This is a genomic window from Pseudomonas sp. AC016, from assembly GCF_979253365.1.
Window position 1 is genome coordinate 4,300,885 of sequence record NZ_CEEDCC010000001.1, and the last position, 16,583, is coordinate 4,317,467.

The following is a 16,583-nucleotide window of genomic DNA, read 5'->3' on the forward strand; positions in this document are numbered from 1 at the left end:
AAGGGAAACTGCCGGGCTTAAAAGGAGCCCAGTTCAAGCAGCTTTTGCAGATACTGTCCGTAGCCGGTTTTCTTGAGTTTGCGAGCCTGCTCGCCCAGTTGCTCTGGAGTAATCCAGCCATTGGTATACGCAATCTCTTCGAGGCACGCCACTTTCCAGCCTTGACGCTGTTCGATGGTGTGCACGAAGTGGCTCGCTTCCAGCAGCGACTCGTGAGTACCGGTATCCAGCCATGCAAAGCCGCGACCCAGAATTTCCACTGTCAGGCTCTTCTGCTCCAGATAGGCACGGTTGACGTCAGTGATTTCCAGCTCGCCGCGCTCGGAAGGTTTGATGCTCTTGGCGATCTCGACAACCTGATTGTCGTAGAAATACAGACCCGTCACTGCGTAGCTCGACTTGGGTGCTGACGGCTTTTCTTCGATGCTCAGGGCGCGGCCGGTTTCGTCGAACTCGACAACACCAAAACGCTCAGGATCGGAAACGTGATAGCCGAACACGGTTGCGCCGCTGGTCTGCTGACTGGCCGAGCGCAGGTTTTCCGAGAAGTGCTGACCGTAGAAAATGTTGTCGCCCAGAATCAGGCAGCAAGGGTCCTCACCGATGAACTCTTCGCCAATGATGAATGCCTGCGCCAAGCCATCGGGAGTCGGTTGCTCTGCATAGGTAAGCTGGATCCCGTACTGGCTGCCGTCGCCCAGAAGTTTGCGGAAGGATGGCAAGTCTTCTGGCGTCGAGATGATCAGAATTTCACGCATGCCAGCCAGCATCAGCACCGACAGCGGATAGAAAATCATCGGCTTGTCGTAGATCGGCAGCATTTGTTTGGATACACCGAGCGTCAAGGGATGCAGACGAGTCCCCGAGCCGCCGGCCAGGATGATGCCTTTACGATTAGTCGTGGTCATTTATTCAGAGATTCCATGAGCATGCGGGTTACACCGCTTTGCCAGTCTGGCAAGTGCAGAGCAAAATTGTGGCGCAGTTTTTCAGTGTTCAGACGGGAGTTCAGCGGACGCCGTGCAGGCGTTGGATACTCGATCGTACCAATAGGGTTGATCTCTTGAACCGCAAGCTGTTCGCCGTTCGCGCGCGCAAAATCCACGACGTATTGCGCATACGCATGCCATGAGACTTCACCCGCTGGTGCCAGATGATAGACGCCGCAAAGCTCAGGCCTTGCCAGTGCCTGCACCGCCGCCGCTGTAGCGATGTCTGCCAGCAGATCCGCACCTGTAGGAGCGCCAATCTGATCCACAATCACGTTCAATGACTGACGGTCTTTCGCAAGTCGCAACATTGTTTTTGCGAAGTTGTTGCCGCGTGCGGCGTAAACCCAGCTGGTGCGGAATATCAGGTGCTTGCAACCCGAAGCTTCGATGAGTCGTTCACCCTCCAGCTTGGTCGCACCGTAGTAGTTCACCGGCGAGACAGCATCGGTTTCCTTCCAGGAGCAATCGCCGCTGCCGTCGAAGACGTAATCGGTCGAGTAATGGACCAGCAGTGCATCCAGATGGCGAGCTTCTTCTGCCATGACCTGACTGGCCAGCGCGTTGACGTTATGCGCAATCTCCCGCTCGCTTTCGGCCTTGTCGACGGCGGTATAAGCTGCAGCATTGACGATGACGTCAGGTTGAACAAGACGAATTGTATTCCGCAGGCCGTCCAGGTTGGACAAGTCCCCCGTCAGGTCGCCATAGGCGGACGCAACCGTTTGACGATCAAGTGCTACCACTTCACCCAGAACCGTGAGTGAGCGCTGAAGCTCCCATCCCACCTGCCCGTTTTTACCCAGCAGAAGAATTTTCATTATTTATCGGCACGTGTTGAGTAGTTCTTGTCGATCCATTGCTGGTAGCTGCCACTTTTCACGTGGTCTACCCACTCTGGATTGTTGAGGTACCACTCCACTGTCTTGCGGATCCCGGATTCGAAGCTTTCTTCCGGTGTCCAGCCCAGCTCGCGCTGGATCTTGCTGGCGTCGATAGCGTAGCGCAGGTCGTGACCAGGGCGATCCTTGACATAAGTGATCAGGCTTTCGTGTGGAAGGAAGGCCGAGTCCGGACGCAGTTGGTCGAGCAGGGCGCAGACCGTGCGCACGACTTCGATGTTCTGCTTTTCGTTGTGACCGCCGATGTTATACGTCTCGCCGATCTCGCCTTCAGTCACGACCTTGTAAAGTGCGCGAGCGTGATCTTCCACGTACAACCAGTCACGGACCTGATCGCCTTTGCCATAAATTGGCAGCGGTTTGCCTTCCAGCGCATTGAGAATGATCAGCGGGATCAATTTCTCCGGGAAGTGGCAAGGACCGTAGTTGTTCGAGCAGTTGGTGACCAGCGTTGGCAGGCCATAGGTTCTGCTCCAGGCGCGAACCAGATGATCCGAGCTCGCCTTGCTGGCCGAGTAGGGCGAGCTTGGCTGATAAGGAGTGGTCTCTGTGAATAGATCTTCCGGGCCTTCCAGATCGCCGTAAACTTCGTCAGTGGAGATGTGGTGAAAGCGGAAGCTGGACTTGCGCGCTTCGTCCAGTTGGTTCCAGTACGCGCGTGCAGCTTCAAGCAACGTATAGGTCCCGATGATATTGGTCTGGATGAAATCGGACGGGCCACTGATCGAGCGGTCAACATGAGATTCCGCTGCCAGATGCATGACCGCGTCAGGCTGGTGTTCGTGGAAGATCCGGTCCAGGTCTTCACGATTGCAGATATCCACATGGGCAAACGCGTAGCGCTCGTCCTTGTCCACTGCCTGGAGGGATTCGAGGTTGCCTGCGTAGGTCAGTTTATCGACGTTGACGACAGCGTCAGACGTGTTGGAAATGATATGTCGAATGACCGCCGAGCCGATAAAACCGGCACCACCTGTTACTAGGATCTTCAAGAGAATATCTACCTTGAGTTATGACAAGGCGCTGCCCGGTCCGTTGAAGCAAAGGTTGAGTGTGCTGCTGTCTTTGATTCTCTAATAGCGTCGGATATCGGCGCGCTTTGAGCGATGAATCAGAGGTGGCATTTTACATGGAAAGATTGTCATCCCTACCACTAAATGATGTGACGCATGGATTGGCAGAACGTTTCAAAGCGTCATACGAGCTGATTCGACTGTAGCCAAGGCCATCTGTCAGTGACCGAGCATGGGGGGCTGGAGGCGAGTGCTCCGGCAAGCTCACTTATCGATCCATTCTGTATGAACGCTCTTACAGGAACGTCAGATGTTGATTCAGGACGCGCCACGTTCTTGCGCGGCCACGTCGCTGCGGCGAAACTCTTGTAGGCCGCTTGGAAACCCATCTCTATAATGCCGACGGCGTATTCAAGAACTACATGGAGTGGAAATGCAAAATACAAGAGCCGGCTATCGGCCTGACATAGACGGTCTACGAGCCGTGGCTGTGCTGGCTGTTATTCTTTATCACTTCAAGGTGGCGCTTCTTTCAGGTGGTTTTGTCGGGGTAGACATTTTTTTCGTTATCAGTGGCTACCTGATTACGAAGGTGATCGTTGATCGCAAGGGGACAAGCCGATTCGATTTTGCAGATTTCTACCTTCGCCGAGTCAGGAGGCTGATTCCTGCCCTGCTCGTCACCATTGCATCGTCCTATATTGCTGCGTTTGTCCTTTTTTCACCGTCCGACTTCAAGCCCATGTCTGGCTCAACGGTGTACGCGTTGACAGGCATTTCGAATATTTATTTCTGGGCCGAAAGCGGTTATTTCGACGCAGCGTCGACATTGAAGCCTCTTCTGCACACATGGTCGCTGGGCGTGGAGATACAGTTTTATCTGTTATGGCCAGTCGTGCTTTTGCTTCTGACCCGTTTCACTAAAACACCTTTTGTCGCGGTGCTTGTCCTGATCATTGTAGGCGTGGTTGCCTCTGTCCAGTACCTCAAGCATGACGCCTCAGGCGCATTTTTCCTGACGCCTTTCAGGATGCACGAATTTCTCTTCGGTGGGCTGGTCGTGTTTGCCGAGCGCTACTCGCTCAGTCGATTGATTGCCAATATGGCTTACCTGTTGGGTCTTGCTCTGATCGGCTATTCGATTTTTGTATTCAAAAGCGACACTCTGTTGTTTCCGGGCTTTGCAGCGTTGGTGCCTGCTGCGGGTGCTGCCCTGATGATTCTGGGCGGACGGAACTCAATGTTTGCCCGCCCGTTATCGTCCGGGTTTGCTGTAAAAATTGGTGAGATAAGTTACTCCCTCTATCTGGTTCACTGGCCTCTTTTTGTATTCGTAAGCTATGTGTTGATCGACCAGATAAGCACCTTGGTGAAGTTCGGCTTGATCGGCTCTACAGGCGTTCTGGCGCTGGCTCTCTATCACTTTGTCGAGAAGCCTTTTCGTCATCAGCGAGAGTCGCGAATGAGCGGCGCTGAATTTTCGCTGGTCACGCTGCTCGCTTCTGTCGCAGTGATCGTACCCGCCGCAAGCAGCTGGGCGCAGGACGGCTGGGGATGGAGAGTACCGGCGGAAATAAGAGAGATGGTCAAAATCGATGACAGAAGTGCATCCATCTATGTGTTTGAGGTCATCAAAAGCCTGAATCAACGGGAAGGGTTCGACACCGCATCCAAAAAGCAGAAAATCCTTGTCATTGGTGACTCCCAGGCTGGCGATCTGCTCAATATTCTTAATGAGCAGGGCTATCTTGCCAACTACGACGTCGTTTCCCGCCTTGTCGACAGTGCGTGTGCGACTCCAGGTCTGGACAAGGCCAAGGAAGAAGATTTCTACACTCGCGTCAATCCTATCGTCATCAAGGATCCCGCCTATGTCAAACGCTGCCAGGACTCGCTTGAGAGAGCTAATAATCAGACATTGATTTCAGGAGCGGACAAAATATTCATCGCCATGTACTGGCGTGATTTTGCTGAGCCTTACTACCTTGAGGCAATCAACAAAATTACAGCGCAGACCAAAGCGGATGTGTACGTATTTGGACGAAAGGACCTGCTGAAAGACAGCGCATTTATCGTCAGCGGTCTTGGCAGGCTCGCGGGCCTTTCGTATTACGCTTCTCGATACAGAAGCCCGGAGACAGACAAAATCAACCAGCCTCTGGCGAATCTGCAGAATGTCAGGTACGTCGACATGATGAAGGCCACGTGTCCTTCGGCTGATAGGTGCCTGGTCCTGGATGACAACAATAAACCTGCCTTCTTCAACGCGACTCATCTGTCAAAGGAGGGGGCAAAACTCTACGGACCCAGCGTTCGCAGTCTTGTCGATGACGCCACAAAAAATGTTGTAGCCGAAAAGGTTTCGGCGGCCAAGCAATAAGATAGGCAGTTCGAGAGGTTCTTGAAGCGTACCTCTCGAGCACGATCAGGCCCACAGCCTGTAGTTTTTTGCAGAGGTGGCGTGTGTACTTTTTGAAAAGCGATTCCAGAAAATGACCTACAACCTGCATTCAAAAACAATTGACGCTTTGCGAGGAGTCGCCGCCGCCGCGGTTTTTTTCTCTCACTCTGATGCTTCCCGCCTGGCCACGAATGAATGGCTGACGGCGAATAGAGGTGTTTTAGGTAGTGTGGGGGTGTATATGTTTTTCTGCCTGAGCGGTTACCTGATCTGGCGCTCGGGTTTGCGGTTGATCGGATTGCCTGGCGGGCTCAGGTTATATGCCATACATCGCATTACCCGACTTATGCCGCTGTATCTTGTCAATCTTTTCGTAGTATTGGCATTGATAGGGTACGTAGGCAGCAAGTGGGTGCCCAGCCACGACGCGTGGGTCGTACTAAGGCATCTCGTCTTGTCTCAGGATTTGTACCCGTACGTGTCAAGGGAAATAAATCCGGTGTTATGGACGCTGACGCACGAGGCGTTGTTCTACGCAGTGGCTGCGGTGTTGCTGATGGCCAATATTCGAAATACAGCGCTCATCCTGGTGGCTTCGTTAGTGCTCTACGCCCTTTGCCTGGCATTGGGGGTCGTCGACTATTTCAAGTTTTCCAAGGTCCTCTACGCCTTTGCATTGGGTGTATTCATTGCTGAAGGCGGCCACAGCAGGCGAGTGGGGATTTGTCTGATGACTGTATTGCTTGCCGTGTACTCCTTCGTGGATGACAGTTTCAGTGAATACATGCCAGCATTGATCGGTGTGGCCCTGACCCTTGTCTTTTTATCACTTTCACTTGATCGAAAGTGCAGCAGGCTGACCAGTGTACTTATGTCGCCAATTGTCTTTTTGGGTGTTATTTCCTACAGCCTTTATATTTGGCATTATCAAGTTATTCACATCATGGAATACCATATTGGCTTCTTTGATCGCGTTGTGCCGGGCTGGGCTGAATACCAGATAATCCGAGCCGTGGTAACGGTAACAATTTGCGTTGCCATTGCATGGCTTTCCTACGTAATGATCGAAAAACCGTCAATGGGCAGGCTGAGGGAGGCGGTTGAAAGGAGCACAGGCCTCACCCCGGTACTCGCTCATTAAGCATGTTTTTTGCCGAACTTGCGGAGCTCTGCGCCCATTCAACAACGTTTCAGGTCGCGTGCGAACGACCTCAAACCCTTCGTGGTCAAGGCTGACTTTACTTGATGAGGCCGCTGCGCTTGCAATGAGTCGCAGTGGGCCTTGACTGCCGTCTGTCAGTTTCCGGCCATGGCGTTTCGTGTACCGTTCTGCGCGCGGTGACTGACACCTGCGAGTTTGCGCTGCCAAACGATGCGTTTTTGATGAAAAAATTGACATGCATCAAGCCTGCCTCCAACGCACTGAAACACCGAAATAGTGTCCAGCATTCTTACATTTTCGGTAGAATGCGCTGTTTCGGAGGTGAGACCTTAAAGGGGTTGACGCACGACCCAGGCAACGGGGCGCGCGCGTGTCGAATGTGTAGGCTGCACTGGAGAAGCGGCAAGTAAAGGGCTGTCATGGCCTGGCAGGGGCGATGTTTTGCTCATGCCACTTTGGCCTTTCTACCCTCAGCTTCCACTCTTTATGTTGTGACTGCTTGATTGCGTTGTTGGATACCTTATTGTTGAAGTGCAAAAGTAGGAGCGCGGCTAGGGATGAATAGTTTTTCAAGTGACCGGCCATTGGTAATTGGGTGGTGTGTAGCGTCGTTGTCGCTCAATGTAGCCAGTGTCAGATACAGAGCTGTATTGCCTATTGTCGCCTTGGAATACTCTGGCCACATATGTGAAATCTTTACTCACGCCAGCGGGGTCGATCTGACAAAGCTTGATGTCCTGGTCGTCGTCAAAGACTTTTCCGTGGAAACCTACGGATTGGTCCAAAAAGCTCACGCCCTCAACATCCCGGTCGTGCTCGATCTGTGTGACAACATTTTTGTCAGCGGGTATGGCAAGAACTCTGCCAGCCTTCCGCGCGACATGTTTCTGGGCATGGCCAAATATGCCAGTGCCATCGTCACCACGACCCAACCTTTGGCGCAGATCATCTCCCGCCATGTCGAGGATGTCAGGGTCGAGGTGATTCCAGATGGCGTTATCTCGGGTGACACCAACAAGAAGCTTGATCAAAGATTGCTTGCTGCACAGGGGGCTACCAAACCCCCCAAGGCTATTGATGTAAAGATCCAGGCTGAAAAGGTCAAAAACCTCGCCAACTCCTACAAGGCTGTTTCCGTACCCGGTCTGCTCGTTCGCATTTCCAAGCGCTGGCGTACGCTTCTGACCATGGGCTTTTGGAAGCGTCGCGGTGTGAGAGTGCTTTCCTCTCTGGAAATGAATGCCCGTATCGTCCTCGCCAAGTATAGAAAGTCAGTTGCGAAACCGGCTCCCGTCGCTGCGTCCAAGCCCAGTTCGAACGTGGCAAGCCTCCTTTGGTTTGGCAACCACGGCGCCACTTACGCCGACTTCGGCATGCTGGATCTGCTGCAGATTCGCGAGGCGCTTGAGGCGATTGCCCTTGAGTACCCGGTCGAACTGGTCGTGGTCAGCAACCATCAGAAGAAATACGAAGCGTTTATCCAGCCCTTTGCCATTCCGTCTCGTTACGTGGAGTGGACAATCCAGGCTGTCGAGCATGAAATGGCGAAAGCCAAGGTCGTGCTGATCCCTAACTCGCGAGACGAGTTCAGTATCTGCAAGTCAGCCAATCGTTCGGTTCACGCATTGACCCGCAACCTTCCAGTAATAGCCACAGCTACCCCAAGCCTTGAGCCGCTTAAAGGCGGCGTTGCCGTTGATGATTTTCTTGCAGGTTTGCGACGCTACCTGTCCGATGAGAAAAACATTCGCGCCGATGTCAAGAAAGGCAAAAAGCTTGCAGAAACTTTTTTCAGCCCGCCCGTTATCAGCCAATCGTGGGTCAGTACATTCCGTGGTGCGTTGACCGATGCAAGGAAGAGCGTGAGCGCGCCGGTGGTCATCTTTGCACTGCATCTGATTCAGGACCTTGATGTAATTCTCCCGATCATCAAGGAAGCGCAGCAGCGGTCAATCCCGTTTGAGGTCTGGTGCAGCACATCGTTGCTGAAAAAATCGCCTCGGGTTCTCACCACCCTTCATGGCATGGATGTTTCTCCTATCGCACTGATGGACAAAGGCATCTCCGGGAGCCCGCCATTCAATCCTGTGACAAAGGCACTGCTGACTGTGGCCGAAACCAACCTCGGTCCTCATGCCTTTACCCGCTGGCTAACCGAGGGCGCCAACGAAGTCGGCATCATGACGGCGACGACGCAGCATGGTCTGGAAAACGTGGGTCTGACCTACAGCGACGAGATTCACCACATCCAGAAGATCAATTTCGCTGCGCAAAAGATCTATCTATGGGGCGAGCTTTCCTCGCTGCACCCCGAGATAAATCCTGCCACTCGGTCAAAATGCATTGCCATCGGGTGCCCAAAGCCTGTATCGGACGCAACAGTCAATCTGGATCACCTGATCAAGAGGGACACCATCGTAATAGGCATATTTGAAAACCTGCATTGGCATCGCTACAGCGATGCCTACAGAGAGTTTTTCATCGAGGGTGTTCTTTCGCTGACAGAGCGCTTCCCGGAGATCATCTTTTTGATCAAGCCTCATCACGCAGGCATGTGGCTGACCAAACGCTATAAGGGCGATCAGCCTGTAGCCGCAAATCTGGTCGTTGCAAACCCGGAAGCTCCCGAGTGGCAAATGTACACCGCCGATCAGTTGCTTGGCAGGATGGCTGCTGTCATCACATCACCTTCCACCGTTGCTCTCGACGCTGCGCGCAGGAATCTGAGTGTCGCTGTGGTTGCACACGATCTTGATGTTGACCTCTACAAGCCACTGACAGAAATCCGCACGACCGAGGATTGGGGAGATTTCGTCGCGCAAGCGCTTGGCGCAACCGACCCCGGCACACCGTCGAGTGCATTCGTGGCGCGTACGATCATCGGTGGTCCTACTGCAGCCAGAATTCTGGATGACCTGCTACCGGTCCATTGAATCCTTAAGGATCGTTCTGATTTCAAATGGCGCGATCTGCTGCCTGATTCACCCGAGAGGCCTGTCGCAAAGGTGAACACAAACGTTTTTTCAACATTACAGATGGGTTGAAGCTTGGCGGTATCAGGTACGCTTGCGTTACTATCCGGGCCGCGAAAAGCCCGGACGGGTTACGGCTCCCAATCATCGGAGAGCGATTGTATCGTCAGGTCCGCAAGGTAACCCCGAACACAGCAATGTGAAGAATCAAGGAGAAATCGCATGTCCACCGATGATGAAGTCATCCGGGTTTTCGTAGGCGTTGACCGATCGCAGATGCTTGCCGTGCCGGTTCTGGAACACTCGATCAAAAGGCACACCACCGCCAAGGTCGAAGTCATTCCCATGCTTGACCTGCCCGTACCTGTACCCAAAGACCCGAGAAACGGTCAGCGTACCGGTTTCTCGTTCAGCAGGTTCTGTATTCCGAAGCTGGCGGGTTACAAAGGCAAAGCCATTTATATGGACGCCGACATGCTGGTCATGCGCGATATCAGGGAGCTGTGGAACATTCCTTTCGATGGCGCGAAGATCGTCATTCAGAAAGAGGTCAAGCACACCGAAGAGAGCCTTCAGAAAGTAGGCGCGCCCAAGACACGCAAGAAGCAGTGTGCAGTCATGCTGCTGGATTGCGGAAGGTTGGACTGGGAGGTGGAGACGATCATCCAGGGCATGGACGACGGTCTTTACGATTACGATCAGCTCATGTCCGAACTGGTCATTCTGAACGAAAGCGACGTCAAGTATGGTGTGCCGTTCGAGTGGAACAGCCTGGAACACTGGGACAAAGACACTTGCCTGATTCATTACACTGACGTTTACACGCAGCCATGGTCCTCTTGCGGCAACAAGAACGCATGGGTCTGGTTCCGCGAAGTTCGCAAAATGCTCGCAAACGGGTCGCTGAGCAAGAAGGCGATCGAGGATGACATCCAGCTTGGCTATTTGCGACCGTCCTTGTTGAAAGATATCAAGTACCGTCACTTGATACCGGGTTTCCTGCATGCCGCATGGGACAAAAAGAACGCGGCATTCGACAAGCTTTCCGGCTACATCCCACACAAGGAAGTTTATGCTGCAAAGCGCGCCCGGCAGAAGGTAATCAAGGAATATGAAGCCAAGTTGAAGGCGCAAGCCGCCAAGGCAAAGCCTTTGCCGGTGCAAAACGAGGCTGGGCGCTGATGTTCAATCTTGTATCACGCCTTTTCAGAAAAACCGCTGCGATCGAAATCGAAATACCGATCGTTCATCCAGACAAAAAAGGCTTCGAGGAATACCACGCCGGCCATTCAGGCTGCCCGAATATTCTGATTTTGACTGAAAACGTCAATGCTACGTATTACATCAGCTTCGATATACCGCTCGGGGCGCTTTATAAGGAGAAAGCCCTGAATTTTGCTGCGGCCTCCCAGCTAAGGGTCAGCAAGAAGGGCGCAGGCATGTGGGAGCGATGGGACCGCGCCTTTCGGCCTGATCTTGTCATCATGACGCGCTATGCCTTGCCGTATGGCAGGGAAATGCTCGACTACTTCAAGGCCAGGAAAATACCGGTGGTTTACCACATCGACGATAATCTGCTGGAGATTCCAACCTCGCTGGGGAGTGTCGTTCAGCAGTCGCAAGGCGCAGTCGAGGTCATTCACGAGCGGCGCTACCTGCTTGAGAACTGCGACATGATCTATGCTTCCACACGCTACCTCGCGGATCATCTTCAGGCACTGTACCCCGACCAGAAGATATTCACCGGCATCTATGCGCCTTACATGGCGGCGCATATTCAAATCAAAAAAAGCTCGGGCAAGCGGGATCCAGTGATTGGTTACATGGGGTCGCGAGGCCATCAGGAAGATCTGGAATTGGTAGTTCCTGCGTTGGTGCGATTGATGGAAGATAATGCTGACCTGCGGTTTGAAGTCTTTGGAACCATAAAAATGCCAGCGGCACTTGCTCGATTTGGTAATAGAGTCAAAAGCCATGAAGTTAACAAAGGTTATACGGGGTTTCTGACGACGTTGGCCAACTTGAACTGGACCATTGGACTTGCCCCTCTTGTGAATGACAAGTTCAACTTGTGCAAAGCACCTACCAAATACATTGAATATACAGCTGCCGGCATACCGGTCGTCGCATCCGATATCCTTGTGTATAACCAGGTCATCCCTGAAGGGGGGGCGCTGCTTGTCAATGATGATTGGTACACCGCTGTGGACTCGCTTCTCAAGGCTCCGAACGTCAGAGCGTCCATGCTCAAAACCTCGCAAGCCTACTGTGCGACTACGTTCTCCGAAAAGGTGTTGCAAGATCAGTTGAGACGTTTGATCAGTAGGCTGGTGCAGTAGTCGGCACTTTTGATGTTGCGGCCCGCAAGGTCGGCAATTGTAAATCCAAAAATAAAGGAACCCGAAGCGAATGCTTTTCAACTCTATGGAATACATAGTGCTGTTGATGGCCACCCTGGCCTGCTACTGGCTATGCCCTTGGTTGCGGGGGCGGCAGTGGGTTGTGCTGATCGGCAGCCTCTATTTTTATTGCAGCTGGAGCAACGTATTCGGGCTGATGCTCGCGGGCGTCATTGCTGTCAACTGGTTGATTGCAGGCCGCATTGCGCAGACGCGAGAGCGATACTGGCTAGTGCTGGCGTGTGTCGGCAATCTGCTGCTGCTGTGCTATTTCAAGTACATGAACTTCTTTCTCGAGAATGTCCAGGCTATCGGTGAGCTCTATGATCCCAATTATGAAATAGGGCTGCTCAAGATCATTCTGCCGTTGGGAATCTCGTTCTATGTGTTTGAGCTGATCTCTTACCATGTGGATGTCTACAAGGGTAAATTCGAGCATGAAAGGGATCCTGCCGTATTTGCGATCTTTGTATTGTTTTTTCCTCACCTGATTGCCGGTCCGATTTGCAGGGCTGCTCAATTCATGCCGCAAATAAAGATCAAGCAAGTCTTTGATCTGAGCCATGTCTACAACGGCGTTTATTATTTTATCGCTGGCCTTGCGTTGAAGTGTGGAATCGCGGACGGGCTGGCACCCTTTGTCAATATTGTTTTCAAGGCGCCCGACCACTACTCCGGTTTCGATAACCTGATGGCCGTTATCGGCTTTGGTGTTCAGATTCTGTGCGATTTCTGGGGTTACTCCCTGATGGCGTTGGGGGCAGCACTGATGTTTGGTTATGTACTCCCTTATAACTTCAATGCGCCTTACTCTTCGCTTTCCATTAAAGAATTCTGGCGGCGCTGGCACATTACGCTGAGCAACTGGCTTCGCGATTATCTGTATATCGCGCTGGGTGGCTCCCGCACATCTGCTGCGTGGAAAACACAAAGGAACCTGTTTCTGACCATGCTGTTGGGTGGTCTTTGGCACGGTGCAAGCTGGAACTTTATCATCTGGGGCGGTCTGCACGGCGCAGCACTGGTGATTCAGCGATCCTTCGAAAATATCCATCCTGGTGCGCTGATCAAAAAAATCGTAGGGCTTCCCGGCGTGGCCTGGTTCCTCACCATGTTTGTCGTTTTCTTCGCGTGGATCTTTTTCCGGGCGAGCGACACGCATTCGGCTTTCACGATCATCGCAAAAGTTTTGACGTTTGACGCCGCGTGGGCGCAAACGAAGATTGCTCCGTTGTTCTTTGAGTTGTTGCTTCTGTACCTGCCATTGCAATGGCTGGTGCACAAAACAACCTACCAGTCGGACATTACAAATTTTCGAGCCGTGGGTGCCGCTATCACGTTTACAGCGCTGGCGCTTTTTTCCTTCATTTATTATGTAGACGGCAATGACTTCATATACTTTCAATTCTAAGAGCGCCAAGCTGACGCGTCAGAAGTGGCTCAAGCTGTATGCCTGGACGTGCGTATTCCTTGGGACGGGATTTCTGTTGACCGAGGTTGCGGTTCGATACCATGAAGGCAGCTCTATCGCCGGTACTCAGTCGGTTTCGCGTTTGATGGAACTATTGCCCGACTCGGAAATATCCGGAAGGGAAGTAGGCAACCAGATGTTGGCTCAGAACGTGGCGCTGTTCAGCAAAAATGATGCCCCTCAGACGATCACCACAGGATACGTGGGTACATCAAGGAGCAAGATCCTGCAGCCCAGCCATCTGGGACTTGACGGTACGGTAGTGGGGGCGGGCAATACCTATAATGAGATTACCTACGGTTTGATTCTTCAGGCGGAGATCCTGCGCCTCAGGTTTCCCAACTTGAAAACCGTTTATGTCGAGTCCTCCCTGTTGCTAAGACGGCCGGATCGTCTCATTGTCGAGCCTGATCATCTTAAATACCTTCCTTTATTGAGTTCGTTGGAGCCGTTGTGCTCCGGCAGTCAGATCGTCGCTCGGTGCAAACCGATTTTTTCGAGTATTGATGGCTTGCGTGACAAGCACGCGTTCAGCTGGAAGCCGGAAACTCTTCAATACAGGAGCACCTTGCGACTGTCCAACTTATTGCCAGGGGCAACCAAGACCATTCACGCAGGTGAAGACACGCTTTTACTTGGCTTGAATACTCGGGGGGAGCGTAAAGATACGTTCGAGCGCGTGACTTCGCCGGAGCACATGTTCCCTGAAATAAAAAATGAGCACGTCAAGGTTCAGCGCTTGAGAGAAATTCCTAGTTGGGCGCCGTGGGATGGGCTGTTCGACATGTTCGCATTGTGGGGAAAGGCGCATGGTATTCAGATCGTTTTGTTCCAGCCACCGGTGCGCTCGGATCTTTACGCTTTTCAGAAACAATCTGGTTTAGATCAGCATGTAAATGACTTGAAAAGAGTATCAAGTGAGTACAAAATTCCGTTCATAGATCTTAATAAGCCTGAAGCCGGTTTTATGCAAGATTGGCCACTGTTTAGTGACGAAGATCATTTGGGTACCTGTAAGGGGAGCGGTTTGTTAATGCTTGCTCTTGAGGAAGGTACTTCTGATTTTCGTACGCGTGGCGTACTGGAACCCTCGATAGATGTCAATAAACTAAATGAGCACATGGTTCGTTTAAAACTTTGTCAAGGGAACTGAACCCCTACCTTGTTGTCATATGGCATCAATGTGTCGACCCCGCCGATGATGTGAATGCATCATCGCGTAGGCACTCAGATGTTGAAGGAAAACGCTAGCATGATAGATCGAAAATTACAGTGGTATGCCCCACCGTCCCTTACAGGCCAGGAGGCAGTTCTACTTTTTTCGGCGTGCGATATGGGGTATCTGGAGTACGCGGTCTCCCTGATATTAAGCGTGGACATGTTTTCCCCTGGGCATACCTTCGTGCTTCACCTGATAAACCCTTCTCAGGAAGGATTCGATCAATTTGAAAAAACACTTTCCCAACTGGAAAATACGAAGGTTTTTCTTTCCTACGAAACAACAGATCTCTCGAGTCTTACAGTCGATCAGCAAAGGGCCTACTTCGCCAGCGCACGTTTCCTACAGCTAAAAAATCTTCTGGCGGATTATTCGACGCCTGTTTTTAGCATTGATGCAGACTCGTTGGTTGTTAACCCGATTGATCTGGACTTTTCCGACAAGGCCGATGCACAGGTTATTCTTGTCCGGCGTGATCGCGATATGGTACCTGGTCGCCCGGAACACCTTGCTGTTGCGACAGGTTCTATCTGGCTGGCGCCTGCCGAATGTGTAGTCGACTTTCTGCAGCAGGTATCTGATGGCATAGATGAAGAGTTTGCGGAAGGTACGCTTGCCTGGTTCGTTGACCAGAAAGTTTTTTATCGTCATATGAAAGCGCTGTTGGGGCAGATACACTTTTACAATATCAAGCCCAAATATGCTGACTGGCAGTTTCGTGACAAAAGCATCCTCTGGGCGGGTAAGGGAGGTCTCAAGCTGTATGATCTGAGATTCTTTATCCTGCAAAATCTACTGTCATATGATGACGCCAAGCGTTCTATGGCGCAGAAGTTGATCAACACTTATTTCCTGCCCCAAGACTCATTGTTCAGTGAGTGGATGCAGCAACGCATCAGCTCGGCGGTCGAGAAAAGTCTGGAGATGAAAGCTGCCCCGCTGCCTCGTAACGGGCGTGTCGCTTTTTATCTTCCGCGCCTTGATTTGCCTTGGAAGCCGCTTGCGGGCGAAGTCCGTGCCGCTCCCCAAATCAGCGAAGACGTCATTGATTTGCGGCTGCAATGGAAGCGTTTCGCACTGTTGATGGCCAATGCGCTTGAGCGTAAAGGGCTACAGGTTGATATGTACGAATTGCCCAATTGGGAAATCGACCGGCCCCGGATTGACCGTGACAACTCATCAGTGGCTTTCGTGCCACATCGATGCATGCACAACTTTGGTCTTGGCAGTACCCATGTTTATTTCTACATGCAAGAGTTCTTCCGCTGGGTGTTCGTGGTTGATCAGAAGGGCTGGAGTGCTGCGTCCAGTCAATACCCAGTCAACCTTGACCCGCAGGCCGGCCAAACGGGGAAGATGTTCGATCATTACCGTGGACGACTGCACAACGGTTCGCTGGACAGCAAGTTCGCCCAGAACGATAGGTTGCCGCTGGCGCGGTTGCTCAAGGATGACCTGCTGCCCTGGGACAAAAACTGGTTAGGCAAGAAAGTCCTGAGGCCCTACCTGTTTTTCCCGTTGCAAATACCGACTGACCAATCAATCGAGTTTTTCTCGGATGTCAGCGTCCTTGATGCTGTCGCCGCAGTGATAGCCTGGGCTCGGGAAAACGGTGTGGTTGTTGTACTGAAACTGCACCCGGCGAATCGTAAAAGCATGATTCCATTCGAGAGCCTTGCGGATGGCGTCACGGTTTTTATCAGCAATGCCAATGTCAAGGATTTGATAGAGCATTCGCAGGCGGTTTATACCATCAACAGTGGTGTCGGATTCGAGGCCCTCCTGCAGATCAAACCTGTCGTGACATTTGGCAGGACGGAGTACGATTGCGTAACATTCAATGCAACTACCCATACGCTTGACGAGGCATGGACCTACGTCACGAATAGCACAGATGCTGACCTTGAAATCAAGTACAGGGCATTTCTGAACTGGTTTTTCGAGGACTACAGCATTGACATGTCTGTTCCCGAGACCGCCAGAGCCCGACTTGACGCTATCGCAGCAGAGGTGGCTGAGCAAAATGTCACTCATGATCTTGTCAAAGGCTGAATA

Annotated in this window: 11 protein-coding genes; 8 read left to right on the forward strand and 3 right to left on the reverse strand. The window is 52.1% G+C overall.

The window, feature by feature from the left end:
• Positions 1-17 precede the first annotated feature (17 nt).
• Genes rfbA through rfbB form a run of 3 tightly spaced genes read right to left on the reverse strand, consistent with a single transcriptional unit; the run spans position 18 to position 2,883 of the window.
• The gene (rfbA, locus tag AC0IXS_RS19315) at positions 18-908 is read right to left on the reverse strand and encodes a glucose-1-phosphate thymidylyltransferase RfbA (protein WP_057409449.1); all 891 of its coding nucleotides are present in this window, start codon (positions 906-908) and stop codon (positions 18-20) included.
• Positions 905-1,810, reverse strand: coding sequence for a dTDP-4-dehydrorhamnose reductase (gene rfbD, locus AC0IXS_RS19320; RefSeq protein ID WP_057409450.1), 906 nt, complete (start codon positions 1,808-1,810; stop codon positions 905-907). Before rfbD ends, rfbA begins: the two co-directional genes overlap by 4 nt.
• Complete coding sequence (gene rfbB, locus AC0IXS_RS19325; RefSeq protein ID WP_057409451.1) at positions 1,810-2,883, reverse strand: dTDP-glucose 4,6-dehydratase; 1,074 nt, start codon at positions 2,881-2,883, stop codon at positions 1,810-1,812. The genes rfbD and rfbB overlap by 1 nt, the downstream gene beginning before the upstream one ends.
• A gap of 454 nt (positions 2,884-3,337) precedes the next feature.
• On the opposite strand from rfbB, the gene AC0IXS_RS19330 reads away from it, so the two are divergent.
• The 8 genes from AC0IXS_RS19330 to AC0IXS_RS19365 all read left to right on the forward strand — a co-directional run bounded on the left by AC0IXS_RS19330 (position 3,338) and on the right by AC0IXS_RS19365 (position 16,580).
• Entirely contained in the window at positions 3,338-5,284 is a 1,947-nt protein-coding gene (locus tag AC0IXS_RS19330) for an acyltransferase family protein (RefSeq protein ID WP_137202149.1), read from the forward strand.
• 112 nt (positions 5,285-5,396) lie between these two features.
• On the forward strand, positions 5,397-6,446 hold the full coding sequence (locus AC0IXS_RS19335; protein ID WP_057409453.1) for an acyltransferase family protein: 1,050 nt from the start codon (positions 5,397-5,399) through the stop codon (positions 6,444-6,446).
• A 671-nt stretch (positions 6,447-7,117) separates the two neighbouring features.
• Positions 7,118-9,400: a glycosyltransferase gene (locus tag AC0IXS_RS19340; protein WP_122668433.1), complete on the forward strand. Its 2,283-nt coding sequence runs from the start codon at positions 7,118-7,120 to the stop codon at positions 9,398-9,400.
• Positions 9,401-9,661: 261 nt separating this feature from the next.
• Positions 9,662-10,621 carry a glycosyltransferase gene (locus tag AC0IXS_RS19345; protein ID WP_122668434.1) on the forward strand — a complete coding sequence of 320 codons (960 nt, stop codon included), beginning with the start codon at positions 9,662-9,664 and terminating at the stop codon, positions 10,619-10,621.
• Positions 10,621-11,778: a glycosyltransferase family protein gene (locus tag AC0IXS_RS19350; RefSeq protein ID WP_122668435.1), complete on the forward strand. Its 1,158-nt coding sequence runs from the start codon at positions 10,621-10,623 to the stop codon at positions 11,776-11,778. The genes AC0IXS_RS19345 and AC0IXS_RS19350 overlap by 1 nt, the downstream gene beginning before the upstream one ends.
• Before the next feature lie 70 nt (positions 11,779-11,848).
• A complete protein-coding gene (locus AC0IXS_RS19355) occupies positions 11,849-13,249 on the forward strand; it encodes an MBOAT family O-acyltransferase (RefSeq protein WP_057409457.1) in 1,401 nt (466 codons plus the stop codon).
• Positions 13,224-14,462 (forward strand): hypothetical protein, encoded by a 1,239-nt coding sequence (locus tag AC0IXS_RS19360; RefSeq protein WP_057409458.1) that lies wholly within the window; start codon positions 13,224-13,226, stop codon positions 14,460-14,462. Before AC0IXS_RS19355 ends, AC0IXS_RS19360 begins: the two co-directional genes overlap by 26 nt.
• A gap of 99 nt (positions 14,463-14,561) precedes the next feature.
• Positions 14,562-16,580, forward strand: a complete 2,019-nt coding sequence (locus tag AC0IXS_RS19365; protein WP_449122028.1) for a capsular polysaccharide export protein, LipB/KpsS family — start codon at positions 14,562-14,564, stop codon at positions 16,578-16,580.
• Positions 16,581-16,583: the final 3 nt, after the last annotated feature.